Genomic DNA, 3596 nt, shown 5'->3' on the forward strand with positions numbered 1-3596 from the left:
TATTAAAATGTGTCCACCATGTCTCCGAACACCTGTCCACCATGTCTCCGGTACATACAGGGAGAGGGCTGGGGTGAGGGTGATGGATCTTGGACTAAACTCAACTTCAGAACGACGGCGCCTGCTGCCGCCGCTTCCACTGACTCAACCGCTGCTGCAAATTCAACGGACTATGAATCTGCTGCCCCCGCGCCCGGCTGAACAGAATCAACGCCAACTCCGCAGTGGCCAGTGCGTCGGCGCTCGCGTTGTGCCGCTCGAACACCTCAAGCTTGAACCAGTCGATCCACTCATCCAGCCCGGCCTCACGAATGTTCGCTTGCGGACACAGCAGCGGTGCAATGTCGGCGACATCCAGAAACACCGGCTGCAACTTGTGCCCCAGATGTTCCTTCAAGGCACGCCCGAGCATGTGCTGATCGAACGGCGCATGAAACGCCAGCACCGGGCTGTCGCCGATAAATTCCATGAGTTCCAGCAACGCCTCGGCCGGTTCACTGCCCGCCGCAATCGCATTCGGCCCCAAGCCGTGAATCAACACGCTGGGACTGAGCTTCAGCTCGCGACATTGCAGCGTGCGTTCGAACTGCTGGCTGAAGTCGATCGCGCCATCCTCGATCACCACCGCCCCGATCGACAACACCCGGTCCTTGTTCAGATTCAGCCCGGTGGTTTCCAGATCCAGCACCACCCAGCGTTGTTCACGCAGGCTGCATTCGCTGAGTTCGCGGTGCACCGGCAGCTTCGCAAGACGCTGTTGCAGTTCCACCGGCAACACCGGGCTGGCCGGACGCAGCCACGAGAACAGGCTCATAGCTGATACCGCAAGGTCAGGCTGCTCTGCAGGCGCTGGGCCTGGCGCAGGGATTCACGCAGGATGCGCCGGTCGAGATGGTTGAGGCTGTCCGGGTCGACACGGTTGGAGTAGGGCAGGTTCTCCCGGGTCTGCAGTTGATGCTGTTGCATGCGCGTTTGCTGAATGAAGTGGTACGCCTCTTCATACGCCGCGCCATCCAGTCGTTCGATGACGTCTTTTTCAACCAACTGACGGAAGCGTTCGAGGGTATTGTTGGCGTCGATACCGTTGGCCAGCGCCAGCAATCGCGCGCCATCCACGAACGGCGTCAGGCCCTGTACCTTGAGGTCCAGCGTGGCTTTCTCGCCATTCTTGCGTGCCAGCACAAACTCGCGGAAACGTCCCACCGGCGGACGATTGCGCAGGGCGTTCTCGGCCATCATGCGCTGGAACAAACGGTTGTCGCCGACCTGATCGAGAATGCCGCGGCGCAATTGTTCGCAGCTTTTTTCATCGCCCCAGACCACGCGAAGATCGAAATAGATACTCGAGCCAAGCAGATTCTCCGGCGTCGCCTCGCGAATGAACGCCGCAAAGCGCCGCGCCCACTCCGCCCGCGACAGACACAGCTCGGGATTGCCGGCCATGATGTTGCCCTTGCACAGGGTGAAGCCGCACAGCGCCAGGCTTTGGTTGATCTGCTGGGCAATCGGCAGCAGCTTGCCGCGAATCTCCGCCGCGTGTGCTGCGTCCCGCGCGTCAAACAGAATGCCGTTGTCCTGATCGGTGTGCAGCGTCTGCTCGCGGCGACCTTCGCTGCCGAAACACAGCCAACTGAACGGCACACCGGGATCGCCTTTTTCCGCGAGGGTCAGCTCGATCACGCGGCACACGGTGTGGTCGTTGAGCAGGGTGATGATGTGAGTGATCTGCGTTGAAGACGCGCCGTGGGCGAGCATGCGTTCGACCAGTTGGCCGATCTCGCCGCGCAGGCTCACCAGTTGTTCGACGCGCTGGGCGCTGCGGATGGTCCGGGCCAGATGCACCAGGTCAACCCGTTGCAAGGAAAACAGATCACGCTCGGAGACCACGCCGCACAGGCGCTGATCCTTGACCAGACAGACGTGCGCGATGTGCCGTTCGGTCATGGCAATCGCCGCATCGAACGCGCTGTGATCCGGCGACAAGTAGAAGGGCGCGGGCGTCATGTGGCGCTCGATGGCTTCGCTGAAGTCGCCGACGCCGGCGGCCACCACATGCCGCAGATCGCGCAGGGTGAAAATCCCCAGTGGGGCTTTGTGTTCATCCACCGCCACGATGCTGCCGACCTGCTGCTCGTGCATCAGTTTCACTGCTTCACGCAATGGTGTGTCGGGGCCGCAGGTCACCGGGTGACGCATCGCCAGTTCGCCCAGTCGGGTATTCAGCGAGTACTGCGTGCCGAGGGTTTCCACGGCTTTCTGCTGCACTTGCTGGTTGACTTGATCGAGCAGGCTGCTGACCCCGCGCAAGGCGAAATCTCGGAAGGCGTTGGAGAGGGCGAACAGTTTGATGAACGCCAGTTTGTTCAGTTGCAGGCAGAAGGTGTCTTCGCCAGCCAGGTGCTCGGTGCGGGTTGCGCGTTCGCCGAGCAGCGCGGCCAGCGGAAAGCATTCGCCGGTGGTGATTTCAAACGTGGTTTCGGTGCCGGGTTTGGTGATGTGCTGACGTTCGCCGACCACCCGACCTTGCTTGACGATATAGAAGTGTTCGACCGGGCCGTCGGCGGGTTTGATGATGCTTTCGCCCTGGCCGTAGAAACGCAGCTGACATTGCTCCACCAGATAGGCCAGGTGGGCGTGTTCCATTTGATTGAAAGGCGGGAATCGCTGAAGGAATTGCAGGGTGCCCTGGATGTTTTGCAATACCGCGGTTTTCCCTGCCTGGGTGAAGGCGTCCGCTTTACTCATAACCATTACCGCAGTCTTTTTCGAATTGTTGTTGTCGGATCGTTCTGGCCATGGTCGACCCCTGCGAGCGGGGTGCCCATTGGACGTAAGTCTAGGTTTGAGCTGCCGTTGGGCACATTTGGGAAGTGCCCTACAAAAACAGTCGGAAATTCGCCCGTTAGCCTATTGGAAAAAATCCGACGAAGTGCACATTGAAGCTCTGCTTAGCGATGTCTGACGACTGTGCCAGGTGATTGATTTGAAAACGTAGAGAATGCCATGTCCGACCACGATATTTTGAGCGACGCTGAGCGTGAAGCGCTCAGCGCTGTAATGCTCGAACCCGATTTGCCGCCGCAGCGTGTACTGATCGTCGATGACGACAAGGACGCCCGGGAGCTGTTGTCGGAGATTCTCGCGTTGGATGGCATTCGGTGCATGACCGCGGCCAGCGGCGAAACGGCACTGAAGATGCTCGATGAAAAACCTTCGATCGGGTTGGTGATTACCGATTTGCGCATGGGCAATGTCGATGGCCTTGAGCTGATTCGGCAGGTGCGTGAGTCGGTGCGGGCGGCGCTGCCGATCATCATTGTGTCCGGCGATGCTGATGTGAAAGACGCGATTGCGGCGATGCATCTGAGCGTTGTGGATTTTCTGCTCAAGCCGATTGATACGGGCAAGTTGTTGGCGTTGGTGAAGCATGAACTGGGGATAGAACCCTAAGAGCCCCTCACCCTAACCCTCTCCCAGAGGGAGAGGGGACTGACCGGGGTGGATGTACGAGGTACACCGACTTGATTGCAGTGGTCAACTAATTCCGGACACCTCGATAGGTGGTTTTGACGCCATCGCCCGCTCATAAGCGGTCG

Annotated in this window: 3 protein-coding genes; 1 reads left to right on the top strand and 2 read right to left on the bottom strand. The window is 59.5% G+C overall.

What is annotated here, in order from left to right; all coding sequences use genetic code 11:
- Positions 1 to 106: 106 nt before the first annotated feature.
- Together M9827_RS27500 and M9827_RS27505 are read right to left on the bottom strand one after the other, a co-directional pair.
- Complete coding sequence (locus M9827_RS27500) at positions 107 to 814, bottom strand: 3'-5' exonuclease (RefSeq protein WP_250608354.1); 708 nt, start codon at positions 812 to 814, stop codon at positions 107 to 109.
- Positions 811 to 2745: a putative nucleotidyltransferase substrate binding domain-containing protein gene (locus M9827_RS27505; RefSeq protein WP_350310013.1), complete on the bottom strand. Its 1935-nt coding sequence runs from the start codon at positions 2743 to 2745 to the stop codon at positions 811 to 813. The genes M9827_RS27500 and M9827_RS27505 overlap by 4 nt, the downstream gene beginning before the upstream one ends.
- A gap of 258 nt (positions 2746 to 3003) precedes the next feature.
- Between M9827_RS27505 and M9827_RS27510 the strand changes: the two genes are divergently transcribed.
- Positions 3004 to 3450: a response regulator gene (locus M9827_RS27510; protein WP_250608358.1), complete on the top strand. Its 447-nt coding sequence runs from the start codon at positions 3004 to 3006 to the stop codon at positions 3448 to 3450.
- Positions 3451 to 3596 lie beyond the last annotated feature (146 nt).

The organism is Pseudomonas sp. AKS31, from assembly GCF_023634765.1.
Lineage (GTDB): Bacteria > Pseudomonadota > Gammaproteobacteria > Pseudomonadales > Pseudomonadaceae > Aquipseudomonas.

What these genes read in the sequence shown, in the direction of transcription:
- M9827_RS27505 (WP_350310013.1), bottom strand. Translation starts at nt 2,745, where the DNA reads ATGAGTAAAGCGGACGCCTTCACCCAGGCAGGGAAAACCGCGGTATTG.
- M9827_RS27500 (WP_250608354.1), bottom strand. Translation starts at nt 814, where the DNA reads ATGAGCCTGTTCTCGTGGCTGCGTCCGGCCAGCCCGGTGTTGCCGGTG.
- M9827_RS27510 (WP_250608358.1), top strand. Translation starts at nt 3,004, where the DNA reads ATGTCCGACCACGATATTTTGAGCGACGCTGAGCGTGAAGCGCTCAGC.